The following is a 20,840-nucleotide window of genomic DNA, read 5'->3' on the forward strand; positions in this document are numbered from 1 at the left end:
CTGGATACGGGGACGGGTCGAGCCGGTGGCCCCGGGCGTGTCGCGTCCGGGCTCACTCGGGGCGAAGGGCTCACGTGTCGGGTCGCGAGACGGGCCCGCACAGCGCCTCGAGCCCCTCGCGGACCGACACGGTCGGCTCGTAGCCGAGCAGGTCGCGCGCGTCCGAGAGGTCCGCCTCGCTCCGCTCGACGTCGCCCTCGCGGGCCGAGACGTGCTCGATCGGCACGTCAGCGCCCGTGACGTCCCTGACCGTCTCGGCGAGCCTATTGATCGAGACGCTCCGGCCGGTCCCGACGTTGAACGGGCGGCCGGTCGCGTCCGTCGTGGCCGCGAGGCGGTTCGCCCGGACGACGTCGTCGACGTGGACGAAGTCCCGCGTCTGCTCGCCGTCCCCCTCGACCGTCAGCGGCTCGCCGGCCCGGCACTGCCGGAGGAAGACGGCGATCACGCCGGCGTACTCCCCGCCCAGCCCCCGCGGGCCGTAGACGTTGAAGTACCGCAGCGGGACCGTCGGGAGGCCGTACGTCTCGTCGTAGAACCGCGCGTACTGCTCGTTCAGCCGCTTCTCGAACCCGTACGGGCTCTGCGGGTCGGGCGGGGCGTCCTCGTCGACGGGGACCGAGTCCGGGTCGCCGTACACCGCGGCGCTGGACGCGAGGACGACCCGCGCGTCCGCGCGCCGGGCGCTGTCCAGCAGCGTGAGCGTCGCCGACCCGTTCAGCTCGTGGCAGTCGACCGGCTGCTCGACCGACTGGGGGACGCTCACCATCGCGGCCTCGTGGAAGACGAGGTCGACGCCCTCGACCGCTTCGGCGACCGTCGCCGCCTCCCGGACGTCGCCCTCGACGACCGTCACGCCGTCCGGGAGGTTCGAGCGGTCCCCCGCCGAGAAGTCGTCGAGGACCCGCACGTCGTTGTGCGGGACGAGTGCCGCCGCGAGGTGGCTGCCGACGAAGCCGGCCCCACCGGTGATCAGGATCTGACGGCCACTGACGGGCTCTGAGGGCATCTCGGTCGGGGACAGACGGGTCCGACGCTAAGTTATTCACGGGCCTACGGCCGATGCCCGTCCCTAACCGTTCGGTCGGCTCGCGGCGGCCGTCGGTCGCGGACCGGCCGGTGTCGGGCCGGGCGACTGCCGGCCGCGCGTCGGGTCCGCGGGAGCGCGGCGCGTCCGACCGGCGTCTCCGATCGGGGCCCCACCCTGGCGGTCCGGAGGCGACGCTGCCGTCGGCCGGACCCCGTCGGCGCGTTCGGGCTCGGTTATTCGTCGCTTTTCCGACCGCTCACGGGCCGAGAGCCGCTGTCGTGGCAGGCGAAGCACGGCCGACGAGCGCGCCGCGGCGTCGCGGGGTAAGGTCCGTGTTCTCCGAGCGAGCGGCGCGGGAGTGATCCCCGCTGCCGGAAAGCCGGTCGTAACAATACGCTGACTCGAACATACGACTGACGACAGCGGAGGGGACAGCCCCCTCACTGACGAAACGATGACCCAGACACACGCATCCGAACGTGCCGGTGGTCGCGCCGGAGAGCCGGGTCCGGCCGCGTCTTCGGCGACGATCGAACCGGCGAGGGAGACGGCGGCCGGTGAGCGCCCCCGCCCACGACCGCCGACAGCGGTCCCGAGACAGGCCTAGTATGTCGGGCGAGATCCAGCCGTCGGCCGGTGTGACCGAGGCCGGCGAGATGGCGACGAACCTGCCGGCGGTCGGACTCGTCGCGACCGAGTCGAACGCCGAGTGGATCGCCGCCGAGGTCCTGCGCGTCCACGCGCGCGGGCACCGGGCGATCGTCACCGCGGAACGCGACGCGGACCTCCGGGGGCTGACCTTCGCTCGACTGCTCGACGCCGAAGTGGTCGACCCGCCGGCGGACTGTGCAGCGGCCGAGAGCGCCCGCGAGCGGCTGCGGGCGTTCGCCCGCCAGTCCGGCTATCCGGGCCTGGTGTATCACGACGGGCGGGCGGACCCGGTCGACCTCCCCGCGAGCTGTGCGGCCCTCGAGAGCGCCGACGAGTTCGCGGTCGACGCCCGGCTCGCCTCTCCCGTCGAACCGGAGCCGACGGTGCTGGTGGGGATCCCCGCGTACAACGAGGCGTCGACGATCGGAGCGGTGGTCGAGGCGGCGGCCGAGCACGCCGACGCGGTCCTCGTCGTCGACGACGGCAGCGACGACGACACCGTCGCCGTCGCTGAGGCGGCCGGCGCGACCGTGTACGAACACGAGCGAAACGTCGGCTACGGCGGTGCGCTGAAGAGCCTCTTCGAGCAGGCCCGGCGGTGTGGCGCGGATCACCTGGCGATCGTCGACGGCGACGGCCAGCACGACCCCGGCGACATCCCGGCCCTCGTCGACCGGCAGCGGGAGACCGACGCGGACCTCGTCATCGGCTGTCGCTTCGGCGAGACGACCGAGACCGAGATGCCCCGCTACCGGCGGCTCGGGCTGTCCTGTGTCAACCTCTTGACGAACGTCAGTCTCGGCGCGATCAGGCCGTCGACCTGGATCCGGGACACTCAGAGCGGGTTCCGGGTGTACAGCCGGGCGGCCATCGAGTCCCTCGCCGCCGCCGACTCGCTCGGCGAGAACATGGACGCGAGCACGAACATCCTGTACCACGTCCGCTCGAACGGCTACCGGATCGAGGAGGTCCCCACCACCATCGACTACGACGTGGAGGAACACAGCAGTCAGAGCCCGATCGAACACGGGCTCACGCTCGTCGGGAACATCGTCCGGACCGTCGAGCGCGAACACCCCATCCTGACGCTCGGCGTGCCCGGTCTCCTCTGTGTCCTCGTCGGTGCCGTCTTCGGCTACCTGACGGTCTTCAACTACGTCCAGTCGGGGAGCTTCCCGCTGGGGCACTCGATCGTGACGGTCGCGTTCCTGCTCGTCGGCGTCTTCTCGGCGTTCACCGCGATCATCCTGCACTCGCTCCAGCTGTTCCGGGAGTGATGCCGATAAATATTCGCTTACTTACTGCTAATACACGGAAACAGCGCTCCCCGTTCGGGTAACACGTGTCGAAATCAGTATTGTACACACTCCTATCGTTCCGCTCGCTCGAGACATATACAGTATACCGGAGGCTGATCTAGTCGCTATCCGGGACGAGACTCCACTGCTCCGTGGTTTCGGTGGGAGATCGCGCCCAGGGGGATCCCCGTCAGACGGACAGGCCGCGGGCAGCGAGCGGATCGGCGGTTCGGTCGTCCACGCACACGCGAAAGTCGTTCATAACAAATTACATCTACAGACCACTCCGGAACAGACTCGCTGTGACACCCACTGTCCACCCCGCTCCGTGGAGTGAGTCGGCGTGACGGCGACCGCCGCCTTCGTCCTCGGGACGCGTCCGGAGATCATCAAGCTCGCGCCGGTCATCACCGCCTGTGACCGGCGCGGAGTCCCGACCCACGTGATCCACACCGGCCAGCACTACTCGGAGTCCCTCGACGAGGTCTTCTTCGAGCAGCTCGACCTCGATCCGCCCGACGTGAACCTCGGGGTCGGCTCCGGGTCGCACGGCCGCCAGACCGGCGAGATGCTGATCGGCATCGAGGAGCAGCTGCTGTCGGTCGAGCCCGACGTGCTGTTCGTCCAGGGCGACACGAACTCGACGCTGGCCGGGGCCATCGCGGGGAGCAAGCTCGACGTCGAGGTCGCCCACGTCGAGGCCGGGCTGCGGAGCTTCGACCGCGAGATGCCCGAGGAGCGCAACCGCGTCCTCGTCGATCACGCGGCCGAGCACCTCCACGCGCCGACCGAGGAGACGGCGACGCGACTGTGCCACGAGGGGCTCCCCGACGACCGCATCACCGTGACCGGCAACACCGTCGTCGACGCCGTCCGGCTGTCCGACGAGCGGGCGGCGGCGACGAGCACCGTCCTCTCGGAGTTCGGTCTGACGGCCGGCGAGTTCGGCCTGCTGACCGCTCACCGGGCCGAGAACGTCGACGGCCGCGACCGCTTCGCCGACGTGCTCCGCGGCGTGGCCGCCGCCGCGGAGGAACTGGGCATCGAGGTGGTCTACCCCGTCCACCCCCGGGCGGCCGACCGGCTGGCCGAGTTCGACCTCGCGGTGCCCGAGGCCATCACGACCGTCGAACCGCTGGACTTCTTCGACTTCCTGCGCCTGGAGAGCACCGCCGCGCTCGTGTTCACCGACTCCGGCGGCGTCCAGGAGGAGACCTGCATCCTCGGGACGCCCTGCGTGACGCTGCGGTACGGCACCGAGCGCCCGGAGACGGCGTTCGTCGGGGCCAACTGCGTTGCTGGCTGTCGCCCCCGGGAGATCCGCGCCGGTGCGCGCCGGATGTACGGGAAGGCCGGCGACTGGGACTCGCCGTTCGGCGACGGGGACGCGGCCGAGCGGATCCTCGACTGCGTCGGCCTCGACGGTGAGCCGGCGGGACCCGACAGGCGGGAGCGGACGGTCGAGCCCGGGGAGTAGCGACGCCGGCGTCGTTCGAGATCGTCACAATCGTCGTCGACGGACCGAGCACGCCGTAGCGCTCGGTTTGGGGTCGTCGCGACCGTCGTGGCGATTTCACAGGCGTGAGGGTTCCGCAGACACCGGACGGGACAACGACCGAGTCGAGCTATGGAGAGCCAGGGATCGATCCAATTCTCCGATACGCAGGCGAGCACGAGACTGTGAACCGGCGACTCTTTGGGGATGTACATCGCTCCTCCGGATCGGGTTCTCGTCACTGCGAGACCAATCGTAAGGTGCTATCGGGACGAGATTCGATCCCTGCTCGTGTGCCGAGCCGACCGGGTTCCCAGTTCGTTCGTCGGGTGAGCGCGATACTCTCTTTCGGGCGGTAAACCGGATATGAAACTCATCCATCGGTTGAGAAGAGTAGCACGTTGATTCGCCCGAGAGACGGCGAGACAGCGTATGAACACTGTGTGGTGTGGTCAGTTCGGGACTGATGGAGGCCGGACGCGAGTATCCTCTCGGCTGGTCGTCCCGACACGAGCGACCGAATCCGAAACCGTGGCCAGTAAGTACCGAGCCCGGGAGAACTTAGCACGACTGCCCCGACCGAGTGGGGGCGGCTCACTGCCACGGGGAACACGCCACGATGAGTGATTCCGAGCGGGACGTCACGACGGGCTTCCTTTCGATTCTCTCCGGAGAGTTCGGTGCGCTTCTCGTCGGACTCGTCATCACCCCCGTTCTGGTCCGGGAACTGGGGAGCGCACAGTACGGTGCGTATGCCTTCGTCATCTCCGTGCTGTCCGTCCTGCTCGTCGTCATAAACGGTGGCATATCCGATGGCATCCGCAAGTTCATCGCCGAGAAGCGGGACCGCGAGTGGCAGGTGAGCGTTCTCGGGTTCTACACTCGCATCGCGCTGCTCGCCGGAGTGGGCCTCGGAGTGGTTCTCGGGGTCGCAGTGTGGAGCGGCCTCGTCGCGCGGCTCCTCGGCGGCCGATTCGAGCCGTACGTTCTCTCGCTCGCCGTCCTCCTCGTGGCACGCCAACTGTTTCTCACCGCTCGTAGCGCGCTGATGGGGCTCGGCCTCGAATCGCAGAGCGAGCCCCTGGCAGTCGTCCAACGGATCCTGTTCGGGGTGGTGGGACTCGCCCTAGTCTCGCTCGGCTACGGTGTCGTCGGCGCACTCGCCGGACACATCGTCGCGACACTCGTCGTCGGAGTCGTCGCGTTCGCACTGGTCACGAGACGGCTCGAGATCGGCGTCTCGCAGGTCGGGCAACCCGGGGACGTCCCGCGGCGGGAGCTGCTCTCGTTCAACGTGCTGAGCGTGGTTCTGACGCTGCTCATGACCTCGCTCTACCACGTGGATATCCTGCTCCTCCAGCCGCTCGCCGGGAGCCAGGTCACCGGGTACTACCGGGCTGCACTGCTCATCGCGGAGTTCGTCTGGTTCGTCCCGTTCGCGCTGCAGATGGTACTGCTGCACTCGACCGCCGAACTGTGGGCGGACGATCGAACCGACGAGATTTCACGGCTCGCCGCACGCGCGACGCGGTACACGGTCGCGCTCGCGCTGCTCGTCACACTCGGGATCGCCAGCCTCGTCGACGCCTTCGTCCCGCTGTACTTCGGGTCGGAGTTCGCCGTCGCGAGCGACGTGGTCCTCCTGCTGTTGCCGGGTGCCTTCGGGTTCGCGGTCGCCCGTCCGATCTTCGCGATCGGACAGGGGAAAGGCGACCTCCGCACTCTCATCGTCGCGACGGGGGCGGCTGCGCTGCTCAATCTCGTGCTGAACCTGCTGCTGATTCCGCCCTACGGTATGACCGGCGCAGCCGTGGCAACGAGTGTCGCCTACGGTTCGATGCTCGTGTTGCACGTCCTGAGCGCGCGTCGTATCGGGTTCGATCCACTCGGGGACCTTCGACTCGGTGCGGTGACCGTCGCGGGACTCGTGACCGCAGGGGCCGTGTTCGGGTCGGCGGCCGTCCTTGCCTCGCCCCTGCTGTCGTTGCTCGTCGTCCCGCCCGTCGGCGCTCTCGTGTTCTCGTCCGTCGCCGTCCGCGCGGGCGTCGTGACCGGGTCGGAACTCGAGCCGACCCTCCGTCGGGTCCCCGAACCGCTCTCGTCGTACCTGGCACGCGGGATCGACGCGATCGAGGCGGGGTAGTCGCGGCGCGCTCGCTCGGGATGAAACCCTTATTACCGGACGGGGTCGTTCGTCAAGCACACATCTATGGCCGAGCCGTTGCGGACTCGTCTGTCTGCCGGCCTCCTCTCGATCGTCGACCGCGAGGCGGCGGGCTGGGACCGTCGGAGGGTCGGGTACGCGGCGGTGCTCGGGCTCATCGTCCTGCTCGGGCTCTACCTCCGACTCAGACGGCTGGGCGCGGCCCCGCTCTGGATCGACGAGGCCTACACCGGCTGGGCCGCGCGGAACTATCTGAACGGGCTCGGGTTCTCCGACCCGATCGGTCCCTCCTCGCCGTATCGTCGCGCCTGGCTGACGACCTCGCTCCCGATCGCGAAGTCGTTCGAGTATCTGGGCGTCTCCGAGTTCACCGCCCGACTGCCGAGCGTCGTCTACAGCACGCTCTCGATCGGCGTCGGATATCTCCTCGGCCGCCGGTACCACACCCTGCTCGGGTACCTGCTGGCCGCGTTCCTCGCGTTCGACCCCGTCATCCTCGTCTGGTCGCGCGAGGCCCGGATGTACGCCCCGCTGCTGTTCTTCTATCTGAGCTCGGTGTACGTGCTGGTGGTGTGGGTCTCCGAGGCGGACCTGCGGTTCACCAGCGTCTATCCGTATCTGCTGGTCGGGCTCGTCGTGCTCGGGTACGAGACGCAGCGGAGCTACCTCGCACTCGGTGCGAGCACGCTGGCGTTCTTTCTGTTGGTGCTCGGGTCACGGCTCCGTCGTCGTGACGAACGCGAGGTAGCACGGCTCGACACAGAGACCAAGCGCCTCCTCATACTCGCAACCGGGGCGCTACTCGCTGCCGGTGCGTACGTCGCCGTCAGAGGCATCCCTGGCGTCTTACTCGCACCCATCCCCGAGACGTGGCCGGACCGCGGACCGCTGTACTACGGGAAGGTGGTCGTCGTCCACTATCCCGTTCTCGGCGCCCTCTCGTGGCCGGGGATGGCGTACCTGTGGCGACGATACGAGGACGGGCCGCTGCTGGTGCTGGCGTTTCTGCTCCCGCTCGGTGTCGCGACGATCACACCGCGGAAAGCACCACGGTATATATACCATCTCTACCCGCTGCTCGCGCTGTTCGGCCTGACTGTCATCGTCCTCGGTCTCGAACGCGGCTGGCGGGCCGTGACGGCAGACGGGTCGCCGTCGACCGCCGACTCGGCCATCCGCTCTGCATCGCTGCTCTTCGTCGTTCTCCTCGTCGCCTCTCCCGTCGCCGCCTATGGTGTCACGACGTCCCTGTACGACCCGCCGACCCACCCAGAGCGCTCGGACTGGGAGAAGGCCAGCGAGTGGGTCCGTGAGCGGGCAGACGAAGACGACATCATCGTCTCGACGCGGCCGGAGCTCTCGATGTGGTACTACGGTGAGACGGACTACTTTTTCAGGCAGCACGGGGTCAGCTCCGCCGAGTTTCAGAACGGGCGGTACATTCATACTCGCACTGGAGCCGTATACCTCAACGAAACGTCAGACGTACGACAGTTACTCAGCGGTAGTCAAGACGTGTGGCTGTTCGCCGGGAAGAAGTATTATCAGCGTTTCACCAGTCCGGACGCACGCCAACTTGTGCAGTCAGAGTTTCAGAAGCACGAGAATCCTTTATGGGTTAATATGGAAGTGTACCACTACGACGTGACGAACAAGAAGGCTTGACTGTAACCGCAAGACGTTACGATCCTATCGATCAAATTATTTTACTCTGGGCAATATGACAATTACGATCCTTAATAAGGTCTTGATATGCAGTTGCTCCGAATCCATTTCAACCAAATATCGGATTTCATCAGACGGGCGATCGCGTGCTCTTAATCGTAGGAATAAAGCCACGGATTAGTTGATAATATAAATCTAACAACCATAGAAACACATATCGATAGAGTGATTTCAGGGATAGTAGTATCTTTAGATATGATAGACGGTGTGGAAGTCCGGGACCTCCAAGTGAACGCCGACGAGCGAGGCCACCTCGTCGAAATGTTTCGTGAGGACTGGGATGATTACGATCCAGAGCCGGCTATGTCATACTACTCACTCAGTTATCCGGGTGTGACTCGAGCGTGGCATCGTCACACGCGTGGACAGATCGATCACTTTGTTTGCCCGAGTGGACGTATCAAAGTCGGCATCTACGACGATCGCGAAGATTCCCCGACGCAGGGTGAAGTAAACTCGTTTGTTATCGGAGAGCACAATCAACAGGCAATTCGAATACCCGGGGCCTGTTGGCACGGTTTCGCCGTTGTCGGCAACGAACAGGCCATTCTCATAAACTTCCCGACGAACCTCTATGACTACGAAGACCCCGATGAAGAACGGCTTCCGCCGGATACAGACGAAATCCCTATGAACTGGGACGAGATGCCTAACTAACGATGAAAGGCCTCATCCTATCCGGAGGTACTGGGTCGCGGCTTCGGCCGATAACCCATACCGGACCAAAACAACTCGTTCCGGTTGCCAACAAGCCGGTAATTGAGTACGCCGTCGAAGACCTGAAAGAGGCTGGAATCACCGAAATCGGTGTCGTCCTCGGTCACAAGGGCCGTGAAGAAATTCAAGAGCACCTGGGTGACGGCTCAAAGTATGGCGTCGATATCACCTACATTATCCAGGGCAATCCGCTTGGACTGGCCCATGCCGCTGGGACCGCTCGGGATTTCGTCGGCGATGACGACTTCGTAATGTATCTCGGTGATAATATCCTCAATCAGGGCATCTCCGAGCTAGTCGATAGTTTCGAGACCGGTGACTACGGTGCCGGCATCGCGCTGCAGCGAGTCGACGACCCACAGGCTTTCGGTATCGCAGATGTGGACGTGGACGGAAACGTTACTCAGTTAATCGAGAAGCCTGATGATCCGCCGACGGACCTCGCGCTCATCGGCATCTATGTGTTTTCGCCGGCCATCTTCAACGCCATCGAGCGCCTCGAACCGTCCTGGCGTGGCGAGGTAGAGATCACTGACGCCATTCAACTGCTCCTCAACGAAGGCCACAATATCGACTCCCACACTGTCGAGGGGTGGTGGAAAGACACCGGCAAACCCGAAGACATCCTCCACGCGAACAGACTCGTCTTACAAGACTTTGACGCCTCGGTCGACGGTACGGTCGAAGGCGGCGCCGAGATATCCGGTCCAGTCGAACTCGCGGCGTCGGCAACCATCGAGGACGGTGCCGTCGTCAGGGGCCCCGTCTCTATCGACGCCGAGGCGACCATCGAAACCGGCACCTATCTTGGGCCGTACACATCGGTCGGGTCGTCCTGTCGAATCGCCGGCGTACACATCGAGAACACCGTCGTCGTGGGCGAATCGGAGATAACCTGCGACGAGAAAATCGTCGACAGCCTCATCGGCCGGGCGACGACCATTGGGGGCGCGGACGAACTCCTCCCCGAAGGTCGACGGCTCGTCGTCGGCGAGAACTCCGATCTTAAATTCTGACCATGCGTATCATCACACACACCTGTCCGACCTGTGGTACTGTCGTCTCAGCGAACGAACTGGAAGGGAACCGCGTAATGAAGTGTCCGCGGGTTGACTGTGACGAGGTACTCCGATTCGACGATCTTCCCGAGTCAGAGCGGGAGTTCTTCCTCGAAAATATCGACCAGTACCGCCTCTGAGGCCTTACTGGAACGCCTCGGCTATTTGTTCAAGGTCTTCTGCCAACGTGGGCTGTGGTCGTCCCAGCGCTGACTCAACCGTCTCGACGGAGAGACACGTCTCTTTCGGGCGTTTCGCTGGGCGGTCCACGTCGGCCATACTTCCTTCGTTGAGCAGCGCTGGTGAAGTGCCCATCAGTTCACAGATTTGTTCCCCGAACTCGTACGGCGAGACACAGGACCGGCAGGCGACGTGGTAAGTCCCGGTTTGAATGACCTGGCTCAGGTCAAGCAGCGTCGCGGCGGCCTGGCCTGCTCGCGTCGGAGTTACCGCCTGGTCGGTGAACAGCGGTACTTCTTCGCTCGCGTCGAGTCTGTCTCGGACCCAGGCTGGAAAGCCAGTGAGTGCTCCGTTGCCCCCGTGAACTCCGTAGACGAACGAGAGCCGAACGATAATCGGGTCTGGATGCTGCTCTCGAACTGCACGCTCGCCAGCCAGTTTGCTCTCACCGTAGACCTGTATAGGATCCGGTGGCGCGTCTTCCCGGTACGGTGATCCGTCGACGCCCTCAAACACATAATCCGTCGAGACGTGGACGAAATCGATATCCCGGTCGGCACAGGCCGACGCAACCATCCCTGGTGCTGTCCCGTTGATTGCCATCGCCGCTTCAGGATCCGATTCACAACCATCTACGTCCGTCATCGCCGCGCAGTTGACGACGAGGTCGGGTGCCATCTCATCAAGCAGCGTAGCCGTTCCGCTCTCGTCTCTGATATCCAGTTCGTGACACGGCACGCCGATATCGGGTGGGGAAGTGTGGTATGTTCCAACGATGTCGTGTTCCTTGAATTGACATTCTTTGAGGACGTTGCTTCCTAGCAGCCCGTTAGCACCCAATACGAGGAATCGCATACCGGAGATGAGTTCTGAAAAACATAAATACGCACGGTCACACACACGTGGCAATGCGGTTGTTAGTCACCGGGGGCGCTGGATTCATCGGCTCGAACTTCATCCATCACGTTTTGGAAGAGACCGACCACTCCGTCGTAACGCTGGATTCGCTCACGTACGCTGGGTCGAGAGATAATCTCGAAGGGGTACTTGATCATCCGGACCACGAGTTTATCCAAGGCGATATCCGGGATCGGGATCTGGTTTCGGAACTGGTCGCAGACATCGACGGCATCGTCAACTTCGCCGCTGAGTCCCACGTTGACCGGGCTATCGACGGTGCCGAACCGTTCGTCTCAACAAATATTCAGGGGACACAGGTGCTTCTCGATGCCGCGCTTGACGCCGACATCAACCGATTCCTCCAGATATCGACCGACGAGGTATACGGTGAAATTTCAGAGGGGAAATTTAAGGAATCTGATCCACTTGCTCCACGGAACCCCTACGCGGCGACGAAAGCCAGTGCCGACTTGCTCGCCCAGAGTTACTACACGACCCATGGTCTTCCAGTTCTCATCACTCGTACCTCAAACAACTATGGCCCGCGACAGCACAGTGAGAAGCTGATTCCTAAATTCATCCAACGTGCGGCCGCGGGGAAATCACTGCCCGTGTACGGGGACGGCTCGAACGTCCGGGAGTGGATATACGTGGAAGACAACTGTCGGGCGTTGGAGACTGTGCTCGAGTCCGGTTCGGTCGGTGAAGTGTACAACATCGGGAGCGGTGAAGAACTGACGAACCTAGAAGTAACAAAACGGATTCTTGACGCTGTCGGGGGGTCGAAAGACCAGATAGAGTTTGTCGAGGACCGGGCCGGGCATGACCAGCGATACGCCATTAACGCGTCGAAGACGACTGCGCTCGGCTGGGAGCCTGAGTGGTCCTTTGAGGACGGGCTCGAAGCGACTGTCGAATACTACCTAAATGAATAATGTATCATAGAATATGAGGATATGTTTACTAATATAAGGAGCGATATGAGTCACATACAAAAAATAGCTAGACAACTGCTTAGTAAATATGGATTCTGAGTACATAAATGACATAGACGAATTAGTTGAAGAAAAGCCAGAAATAAAAGATGATTTAGAATCAATACTCAAAATAGATAAAAAAGAAAATGATTGGGATTTTGATGATGTTAATGTAGACTCCGGGCATTTCGGCGAAATTGTTTCAAGAGGAATAGTCGCTAAAAACGACGGTGGGTATGAAGTAGTACACCAGGAATTATTATACGATTATCTTAATAACAATATTGGAGATCACAATAACAATACAACATCTGAGCAGATCCAAAATATAAAGGAACACATCAAATTACCAGAAATAAGTATTATTTCCCTTGTTCTCACAGGATTCTTTCTTCGGTTTCAAAAATTGAATGATGCACCGTTCTGGATAGATGAGAGCTTCAGTGTGAGCGTTGCAAGGGGATTTGCAAAATATAACGAATTTGTCCTACTCGGTTCTCAAAACCCATATGCACGTGCACCATTTAACACAATAATTGTATATACATCAATCTCAGTATTTGGAACAGGAGAGTTTGCAGCACGCTTGCCGAGTGTTATATTTGGAACACTCACTATCATTATAATATATTTAATTGGAAAGAGAATAGATTCAGTGGCTACTGGACTGATAGCTGCATCATTTTATTCTATTGCATATTTCGAGATTGCTTGGGCGAGACAAGCACGAATGTATGCACTGTTTCAATTTCTGTTCGCACTCACAATATTCGTGTTTTTGTTGTATTTACATTCTGAATCTGACAGAAATAATATGGTTTACTTAGCAATAGGTGCGATCGTCGTTCTCTTAATGTCACAAACTCATAAAGCATGGATAATTATTATGCCTATTCTGGTGTTCAGTTCAGCGTTATCTATCGTGCCAAAAAATGAAAAGCTCATTTATATACGGTGGGTCTTTTTCAGCTTTACTCTATTTTATGCATTTATATTGGTTGTAGTACAAAACCCTATATTTCCACAATCGATCTACGGTATCGTCGGAATCGATTCATCAAAGATTGGGTATGTAAATGAGGTTCCAATGTTTTTCGTTACGCATTATCCGGTAACTTCCATATTTTGTGTATTTGGCTTGTTCTCCTCCGTCTATTTGAAACGCAGAATTCGTTCAACAGTCCTTATTAGCTTCTGGTTAAGTCTTGGAATGCTTAGCTACTTTATATATTCAATCCAGCCATTCTTCTGGCCACGATATATACATTTTATGACGCCGCTGTTCTTTTTAAATGCCTCGATAGGCCTCAAAGATTCGTTTCAATTCATTACAAAAAATTATCACCTGTCCGACAGTGTTATTCCTGATCGAGATAGCCTTGAATTACGTGTAATCATATCGCTTACGTTCATCGCTATATTGGTATTAGTACTACCCGGATATGGCATAGCAATCGAATCTCCATCCAGTATTCATGAACCTCAGCCGGATTACCGGCAGGCAGCTGATTATTTAGAGAATAATGGATATAGTAAAACTGATACGGTTATATCCACCCGGCCTAATTTATTGTATATTTATGGTATCGATGTAGATTATGTTATGTCTCCCCATCGGGATGAAAGTCAAGACTACTACACTAATGCGTCAACAATAAGAAGTAGAAATGAAGTAGAATCTATTGTTGAACAAAACCAACACGGGTGGATAATTATAAACACGTATCGAGATATCCCTGGCGAACTTTGGATCAAAGAAAATCTTGAATTGGTAAACACGATTGAGCCATACCCTCCTTTTGATTCAAGAAATTATCAGCTATCTTCTGCTCCAGATACAAATGAAGAAATAGTGTACATATACCGATGGGGTTAATAAATAATCGTATCGGAAAATAGCTAATTTATATTATTTGTTTTGGCGATCTCGTTTCATACCCGACTGTAGTTCAGGAAAAGACTCTGGTTGGAATTTAGTTTTCACTTACCAACACATATTACCCATTCAGGCGGGCCGCGCGAATGCAGACGACTTCTCAGTGCAGCTCTGGCAGTACAAGTACTTCAACGACGATACGGGGGCCTCGGACAGAATTGTCGAACTCCTTCAGCGACAGGAGATCGGAGCCGTGGTCGTCAAGCGCTGCACAGAGGTCATAACAGTCCTCGGTAATCCGGTCCAAATTCGTAACTTCGTAGCGGTTGGATTGCTCGGTATCAAGGAGGTCGCTAAGCGAGCTGATGAAGCGTCGGCTTTGACAGTGCTGTTAGAAAATTGTGGTTTTTACAGACGAACTACACCGATTCCTGCCCACGTTTGTTTTGGATGAGAAATAATCTCTTCTGTATCATATTCCTCAACTAACTCAGTCCAAAACTGGTCAACATTACAGTCGGGAGCACTTTCACCCCACGAGAGATGGCGCTCTTCAATATCTTCCACATTCTGTCGTCGTCTTTTGACTACTTCCTCATTATTTGGGTGAGTGACAATATCATGTAGCGCGATAATGCCACCTTCGGAAACTAACTCACTATACATCTCAAAGTCCTGTTTGACTCCTTCATACGTGTGATCTCCGTCGATAAATAGAAAATCAATACCGCCATCAACAAGATCAGAAACTTCATCATATGTGGCAGATTGATGTGAGTCAGCCCTTACGAAATCCATTTTCTTAGAAGGTGAGAATTCCCGGAAGATCTCGGTCTTTTGCTCATCATATCCACCACCAAACCTTCCACCTGGCAAATCCAGGCTTATTAGTCTATTAACGCTGTCAAGATGGCGACTCCAGATGTAGAATGATCCCCCCTTTGCAGTACCGATTTCCAAGACGCTCTGAGGTCGTTCTTTCTCAACGAGGTTAGTTAGGGTCTTGATCTCGTCTCTCAATTGCATCGTGAAAACCTCATAGGGGGGGTAACCGGGTTTGACATCTAACACAGTATCTAAAATATCCTCCAGCCCCTCCTCGGCGTCCATTCGCTCCCGGATCTGGTCCTTCGATTTTTCATATAAAATCTGTCTCCCGGCAGATGTTTGTCGAGCCAGAAAGAGTGAGGTCTTCTGAGCGAGAGGGACCGGCCCCTCCTGTTGTAGAATCTCTAGGGCGGAGTTCACTTTGGATGGCATAACTGGAAGATTGTGTTGTAACCCAATATAAGTACCTGGATTACTCTCTTTCGCATCCTACGTGTTTTATAATGGCTAGCCGACGATTTTCAGGAAATGTCGGACGATGACCTATTCAACGGGCTCGACGTCTCGTGGGAGACTGGCGATTCGTCCGACGCTGAAGACAACTTCGTAGCAGGCACCAATCTAAAGAAGACTTCTGACGAGAGCGTCTACGGCGACCAGCCCGACGTCAAGGTCGCTACGCTTGGTGACCCAATTCCGATTGAGGAGCAGCTACGCGACGCCCTCCAGCGCGGTCTCTCCCCGCGCGAAGCTGTCGCCCGTATCGGGGTGTTCCGCACTACTCGGTTCGAACTCGGTGTTGACGGCCTCGCCCGTGACCTCACCGACACCGAAGCCCAACGTCTGATTCTCGGCCAAGAACTCACTGGTACGCCGTCCTACAGGCTCGAAGAGCAGATGGACGACCACGCGGTCCACGAGGAGATGAATGTCTCCGAGCGCGTCAGTGAGCGCACCATCGACAACATCCGGGACCGCATTCCCGACGAGAAACTCGCACGCTTCGAAACCGCGGCGGAGAACGTCGCGCGGTGGGCCGAAGACGAGAGTGTTGAGATGGCCGATCTTCGTGACGCGCCTGACCCAGAGGCCGTGGCCGACGGCATAGACGCGCCGGAACTCGTGAAGCTCACGCGGGCAATGAAGACGACTGGCTACGCCTGCATCCAACTTGGCCGCACGGACCCGTACTACGACAAGTGGGAGGTGTTCAAGCCGTACGAACTCGCGTCCCACCATAACATCCACCCGAACAACGCCCGTGATAGCCTCCAGCAGAAACCGTACTACTGGGCGCGGAAGACACCGACCTCGAAGGCACTCTGGAATCAGGTACGAGAGTCCTCACGCGGCCAGTTTCGGGCGATGTTCATCTGTGCCTTCGAGCAGTATCTGGACCTGCTCGACCGCTACAATCTGCTTCCCGGCCGGCCCGATCTTGCCGTAGACCTCACCGGGTGGCCGTGGTTCGGAAAGATTGACGACGAAGACATGCCGGACGAAGAATGCGAACAGCCCGGTGCCGTCGAAGGGACGAAGCCCGGCCGGAACTACTCGCACTCGTGGCAGTTCGCCACCGTCTCGCTCGTTGGAACGCCGGTGCCGATGACGTTCGCCGCGCGGTCGGTCGAACGTCGAAACCGCCGGGCCTACCACTTGAACCAGCTACTGAACTACTCGGAAGCGAAGTTCGATGTCGGGCGCGTGTTCCTCGACAAGGACTTCTACACTACGAAGGTCAAGGACGAACTGAAGGAGCGTGACCAAGACTTCGTCATCACCGCGCCGCGGAACATAGGCGCGTTCAAGGACCTCATCGTAGGCACAGAACTCCGAGAGGACTCGTGGAACTCTCAGCCATACGAAGTCGGAATCGGCGCGTCCGACGCCGCCGACCACTATCTGTTCGTGAACCCGTCGGAGAAGCGGCTGAAGCGGGCCGACACCGGCCTCGAAGACCCGAAGAACTGGGAAGCGTTCTACACGAACATCGACCCGGAGAGTGTCGATGGTGGCGGTGCGGCGCTGGCCGCCGACTACCGACTCCGGTGGGGTATCGAAACAGCGTATCGGATGCTGAAACACGACTTCATGCCGAAATCAGCGACGCCGATGCAGAACCAGCGCGTGTTCCTGTTCAACTGGGCGATCCTTCTGAACAACATGTGGATGGGCGCGAACGTACTCGCGGCGGCGAACAAGCGGGACTACGTCCCCCACGAGGCTGACGAGCCGTTGCGAGTGAAGGACGACCAAGGGAACTACGAGTACACGGCGAACGAATTCATGACCGCGCTCGTCAATGATCTTCACCCGACGGACATCGGTGAAGTGGACGACCTCTCAGAAAAGAGTGACATCTTAGCGGACGCCAGCGGCCTTGATCTGTCCACCTGATTCGCCCCCACGAATCGTCGTTTCGAAGTTACGAATTTCGATCCGATTACCGAGAACTGTTATATGGACCCACACTATCCGTTTGTTCCTGATGGCGTCCCTGACAGCGAACTGGAGTTAGATGTGTCCGATACAGAATTGAGCCGCATCAACGAGGCGTTTACCGATAGGGAAAATATCGGGGATGATATGATATATTATATATAATATATGAAGAAAAGATTCGGTTTCTGGACCGTGAGATTGCCAGATTCTTTTCGGGATTGGAAACGTCAGGTCAGTATGGCGACGCGCTGGTAATCGTGGTTTCCGACCACGGGGAAGGGTTCGGACAAAAAGGTGTGCAGAGCCATCAGTAGGATGCCGATCCCATCGATGAATTGGTTCATACACCGCTGCTTATCAAATATCCCAACCAGGAACACGGTGGTAAACACATCTCACATCTCGTTCAACATGCGGATATCCACTGGTGTGTGGCTAACCACGTGGGCCGGTAAACTGATTCTCCGGGGAGAAACCCACTCAGCGATATAAATCGCGCAGTCGTTTCGAAATCGAATACTGCAATTCGTGTTACTACAAAAGGGGGTATGCGATTCAGCGGTACGATGGAACACAAGAGGTTGAGGGGACCATTTCACCGGAAGCACAGTCGACACTCGATGATACATCCTATCCTTCAGTCGAGACACTCGAAGGTGATATACCGGGACTCGACGATAGAGATGCGGTCAAAGTAAAGGACCAACTGGACGCTCTGGAATACAAATAACCGATGTCCTGGCTCGCTCAAGCGGCTTCCTCAATAACCTCGGTGAGCCGTGGCGCCATAGCCTCGTAGCTGTACTGCTCCACACAACGCTCTCTGGCCTTTCGCTCGAACTCGGCCCGCAGGTCCCCGTCGTCTAGCAGCATCTCGATGGCCGAAGATAATTCAGCCGGCGATTCGGGGGTGACCAGCATCCCAGCGTCGGCCAGTATCTCTGGAACGTCGGAAACGGCCGTGGCCACGATTGCTTTTCCCATCGCCATCGCATCGAACAGCTTCGCGGGAAGCTGTCCCTTGGTGCTAAAGACATCTTTCTGTGGAATGGCGAAGACGTCAGCCGCAGCGATCCACTTCGGGATATCCTCGAACGGTTGCTGGCCACGGAATAGCACCTGGTCTCCGGCCCGTGACCGCAACTCCCGTACGTAGTCTGAATCGCTTGCCCCGACAATCAGCAGCGACGCATCCGGCCGCTCCAACTGCTCCATCGCTGTTATCAAATCGTCGAGACCCTTGTGAGGGCGTGGCGTCCCGCTGAACAAGACAAGCTGTTTGTCAGCTGGTAACCCGAACTCAGCTCGGAGTGCCGCTTTATCGTACAGACCAGGGTTGAAAGCCGCTGTATCTCTGACGTGTGGAATCACCGTTCCGCCGAACTTGTCCTGCAAGAAACTGTTCGATACCGTCAGTTCGTCCGCATAGGTGGATAGCCGCTCCAAGACCCGATTGTAGTTCAGCGAGTTCAGATCTGCAAGATGGGGGAAATATTTGATGTGCGACAGGATGCGAGCGTGGTCACGGTCATAGTAAAATCCAGATTCCCAGTCATCGATGTCCAGTACAAGCGGTTTTCGTTCACGGACCACGTGTACCAGTCCCCACCCGAAGCTCGTCATCCTTGGTTTCGACGCGTAGACCACATCACCCGTGATTTGCTTCGATATCGCTGGATATTTTCTCACGAAGTTGTACGCGAACTTGCTCATCGGGACCGATTTATATTTATACTCGTCTGCCACGGGTTCCCAGATTCCGCCGCCGAGTTCCGGGCCGATTATCTCAACTTCGTAGTCCTGCTCAAGCAGTTGCGCGAGGAGATACGCCCGACCGAGACCGTTCTCAGAGAGGTCCGGTGAGAGAATAGAAATCTTCACTTACTACCTGCTTTTGCGTCCTTATACATTTATGAACTACGAAATCCGATACGTATTACAGTGTTCTAACAGCTAAGACTCTGCATCACTGTGCCTTTCGTGACCCGTCTCTCCATACCCAATTTCGCAATCTACAAACCCATACTCGGATATCCTTGAAGATGTTCGTATGAATCTCGTTCGTTCAGCGTTGAAGATCTTTTCAGCGAACGTTGTCTCCTCTGTCCTCTCGTTTCTAGCGATTGTGCTTTTCTCTCAAGAACTGGGTGCGGCACCGCTCGGGACGTATTATCCGTTTCTCGCGTTGCTGGGTCTGCTCGCCATACCTGCGGACTTCGGAATCAGCGCCGCTACGGAGAAACGTCTCAGCGAGGGGAGTGATCCGGGGTCATTCCTTAGTACGGCCTTAGTGCTGAAGCTGCCACCGCTAGTACTCATCGGTACTCTCATTATCCTCGCCCAGACCCAAATAAATCAGTATCTCGGCGAGGATATTGCCCTGTTACTTGTCGTCGTCTTATTCGTGCAGGAAGGGGCCAACATGTCGCTGTCCGTCCTTCGTGGTGAACTCCGGACGGGACAGACGGCTCTCGTACGGATACTCAGACCAGTCGGGTTCCTCACAGTCGGCTACCTCCTCATCGCGCAGGGGTACGGTCTCATAGCCCTCATCTACGGTTATCTCGCTGGCACCGTCGCTATGCTCGTTGCTGGCTGGTGGCGCGTCTCAACGTCGTTCGCCCGGCCGAAGATATCGCACGCCCGCTCGCTGTTTGATTACGGAAAGTTCAGTGTCGTCTCGTCACTCGGTGGCTACTTCTACAGCTGGATGGACGTGGCGATTCTCTCCTTGTTCGTCTCGCTAGAACTAACTGCTACTCGCGCTGATATTGGGGCCTACGAGAACGCTTGGCGCGTTTCGATGATTGTCCTGCTGCTCGGCCGCGCAATCGCGACGACTATTTTCCCCCAGATGAGCAAGTGGGACGCCGAAGACGCGACTGACCGAATAGAAAACGTACTCCCGACGGCTATGCTTCCGGCACTGCTTATTGTCATTCCAGCCTTCGCAGGCACTATCGTCCTGTCCGATGAAATCCTTCGGATACTCTTTGGTCCGGAGTTCACCACGGCGTGGCTCGTGTTGATTATCCTGATGGGTGAGAAAATATTCCAGGCAGTCCACATAATGCTGGGCCGGTCACTCCAAGCACTTGACAACCCAGATCTCGCGGCCTACGCGACCGCCGTCGCGATTACCGTGAACCTAGTCCTGAACGTCGTCCTGATCTGGCAGTTCGGTATCGCCGGCGCCGCGGTGGCGACTGCCATCTCATTCGTGGTCAACACCGGCCTGCATACCCACTACCTGAACAAGTTCATCACCGTTGATTTCCCCGTCGCCGAAATGCTCTGGTCCGTCGCTGCGTCCGTCGTGATGGCATTCGTACTATACAGAATCCAACTCCTGATGACGATCACCGATATCGTTGAACTGTTAGCCGTCGTGACCTGTGGCGTGGTTATCTATGGGCTCGTACTGTTCTCCTCCGAGACGATTCGCGTAAGAGTGTCAGACGCGCTCCGACCCGTGGTAGACGGACTGACGTAACGACGG

The 20,840-nt window shown here is 58.3% G+C and carries 16 protein-coding genes; 12 read left to right on the plus strand and 4 right to left on the minus strand.

Annotation, left to right across the window (positions count from 1 at the left end):
* Positions 1–70 precede the first annotated feature (70 nt).
* Positions 71–1,009 (minus strand): NAD-dependent epimerase/dehydratase family protein, encoded by a 939-nt coding sequence (locus tag P0592_RS03830; RefSeq protein ID WP_276272945.1) that lies wholly within the window; start codon positions 1,007–1,009, stop codon positions 71–73.
* A gap of 629 nt (positions 1,010–1,638) precedes the next feature.
* Here P0592_RS03830 and P0592_RS03835 point away from each other — a divergent pair.
* The 7 genes from P0592_RS03835 (at position 1,639) to P0592_RS20200 (ending at position 10,278) form a co-directional block, all read left to right on the plus strand.
* Positions 1,639–2,958, plus strand: coding sequence for a glycosyltransferase family 2 protein (locus P0592_RS03835; RefSeq protein ID WP_276272946.1), 1,320 nt, complete (start codon positions 1,639–1,641; stop codon positions 2,956–2,958).
* Positions 2,959–3,322: 364 nt separating this feature from the next.
* Positions 3,323–4,456, plus strand: coding sequence for a non-hydrolyzing UDP-N-acetylglucosamine 2-epimerase (gene wecB, locus P0592_RS03840; RefSeq protein WP_276272947.1), 1,134 nt, complete (start codon positions 3,323–3,325; stop codon positions 4,454–4,456).
* Positions 4,457–5,093: 637 nt separating this feature from the next.
* Entirely contained in the window at positions 5,094–6,617 is a 1,524-nt protein-coding gene (locus P0592_RS03845; RefSeq protein WP_276272948.1) for an oligosaccharide flippase family protein, read from the plus strand.
* A 66-nt stretch (positions 6,618–6,683) separates the two neighbouring features.
* Positions 6,684–8,303 carry a glycosyltransferase family 39 protein gene (locus P0592_RS03850; protein ID WP_276272949.1) on the plus strand — a complete coding sequence of 540 codons (1,620 nt, stop codon included), beginning with the start codon at positions 6,684–6,686 and terminating at the stop codon, positions 8,301–8,303.
* A gap of 255 nt (positions 8,304–8,558) precedes the next feature.
* The gene (locus P0592_RS03855; RefSeq protein WP_276272950.1) at positions 8,559–9,020 is read left to right on the plus strand and encodes a dTDP-4-dehydrorhamnose 3,5-epimerase family protein; all 462 of its coding nucleotides are present in this window, start codon (positions 8,559–8,561) and stop codon (positions 9,018–9,020) included.
* Between the two features lie 2 nt (positions 9,021–9,022).
* Positions 9,023–10,096, plus strand: coding sequence for a glucose-1-phosphate thymidylyltransferase (locus tag P0592_RS03860; RefSeq protein ID WP_276272951.1), 1,074 nt, complete (start codon positions 9,023–9,025; stop codon positions 10,094–10,096).
* Between the two features lie 2 nt (positions 10,097–10,098).
* The gene (locus tag P0592_RS20200; protein WP_419181114.1) at positions 10,099–10,278 is read left to right on the plus strand and encodes a hypothetical protein; all 180 of its coding nucleotides are present in this window, start codon (positions 10,099–10,101) and stop codon (positions 10,276–10,278) included.
* Between the two features lie 4 nt (positions 10,279–10,282).
* Here the strand turns inward: P0592_RS20200 and rfbD are convergent, their stop codons facing one another.
* On the minus strand, positions 10,283–11,173 hold the full coding sequence (gene rfbD / locus P0592_RS03865) for a dTDP-4-dehydrorhamnose reductase (protein ID WP_276272952.1): 891 nt from the start codon (positions 11,171–11,173) through the stop codon (positions 10,283–10,285).
* A 53-nt stretch (positions 11,174–11,226) separates the two neighbouring features.
* On the opposite strand from rfbD, the gene rfbB reads away from it, so the two are divergent.
* Both rfbB and P0592_RS03875 read left to right on the plus strand, forming a co-directional pair.
* On the plus strand, positions 11,227–12,153 hold the full coding sequence (gene rfbB, locus P0592_RS03870; protein ID WP_276272953.1) for a dTDP-glucose 4,6-dehydratase: 927 nt from the start codon (positions 11,227–11,229) through the stop codon (positions 12,151–12,153).
* Positions 12,154–12,241: 88 nt separating this feature from the next.
* Positions 12,242–14,071, plus strand: a complete 1,830-nt coding sequence (locus P0592_RS03875; protein WP_276272954.1) for an ArnT family glycosyltransferase — start codon at positions 12,242–12,244, stop codon at positions 14,069–14,071.
* A 408-nt stretch (positions 14,072–14,479) separates the two neighbouring features.
* Here P0592_RS03875 and P0592_RS03880 read toward each other — a convergent pair whose 3' ends face one another.
* Positions 14,480–15,331: a class I SAM-dependent methyltransferase gene (locus tag P0592_RS03880; protein WP_276272955.1), complete on the minus strand. Its 852-nt coding sequence runs from the start codon at positions 15,329–15,331 to the stop codon at positions 14,480–14,482.
* A 96-nt stretch (positions 15,332–15,427) separates the two neighbouring features.
* Between P0592_RS03880 and P0592_RS03885 the strand changes: the two genes are divergently transcribed.
* Both P0592_RS03885 and P0592_RS20205 read left to right on the plus strand, forming a co-directional pair.
* Complete coding sequence (locus P0592_RS03885) at positions 15,428–17,296, plus strand: transposase (protein WP_276272956.1); 1,869 nt, start codon at positions 15,428–15,430, stop codon at positions 17,294–17,296.
* 221 nt (positions 17,297–17,517) lie between these two features.
* On the plus strand, positions 17,518–17,655 hold the full coding sequence (locus P0592_RS20205; RefSeq protein ID WP_419181127.1) for a sulfatase-like hydrolase/transferase: 138 nt from the start codon (positions 17,518–17,520) through the stop codon (positions 17,653–17,655).
* 433 nt (positions 17,656–18,088) lie between these two features.
* On the opposite strand, the gene P0592_RS03890 is transcribed toward P0592_RS20205, so the two are convergent.
* On the minus strand, positions 18,089–19,222 hold the full coding sequence (locus P0592_RS03890) for a glycosyltransferase family 4 protein (RefSeq protein ID WP_276272957.1): 1,134 nt from the start codon (positions 19,220–19,222) through the stop codon (positions 18,089–18,091).
* Between the two features lie 169 nt (positions 19,223–19,391).
* Between P0592_RS03890 and P0592_RS03895 the strand changes: the two genes are divergently transcribed.
* The gene (locus P0592_RS03895; protein WP_276272958.1) at positions 19,392–20,834 is read left to right on the plus strand and encodes a flippase; all 1,443 of its coding nucleotides are present in this window, start codon (positions 19,392–19,394) and stop codon (positions 20,832–20,834) included.
* Positions 20,835–20,840: the final 6 nt, after the last annotated feature.

Source organism: Haloarcula litorea, assembly GCF_029338195.1.
Lineage (GTDB): Archaea > Halobacteriota > Halobacteria > Halobacteriales > Haloarculaceae > Haloarcula > Haloarcula litorea.